We start from the raw sequence: 230 nt of genomic DNA on the forward strand, positions 1-230 counted from the left end.
TTGAAGCCATCATCAAAGAAGGCGCTATTGACGTCGATGCTCCAGCAAGTAATGAAGCCACAGCTAAACCTGCAGAAAACACAGCTGCTACCGCTTCAAGCGAGGCTGCCACAGTGTCAGAAACACCAGTGGCAAGCTCTGAAGTGGCTTCAACAGAAACTGTTTCTGAAAAACCAAGCTCTGAAGTCACAAGTATAGCTAGTTCGGAAGTAGCTAATTCTGAAACTACA

Annotated in this window: 1 protein-coding gene; it reads left to right on the plus strand. The window is 46.1% G+C overall.

Annotated elements, in window-relative coordinates; translation table 11 throughout:
- A partial coding sequence (locus HMPREF2697_RS10470; RefSeq protein ID WP_180364352.1) for a hypothetical protein occupies positions 1 to 230 on the plus strand: 230 nt, incomplete at both ends.

It is taken from the genome of Streptococcus sp. HMSC064D12, assembly GCF_001837205.1.
Taxonomy (GTDB): Bacteria; Bacillota; Bacilli; order Lactobacillales; family Streptococcaceae; genus Streptococcus; species Streptococcus salivarius_D.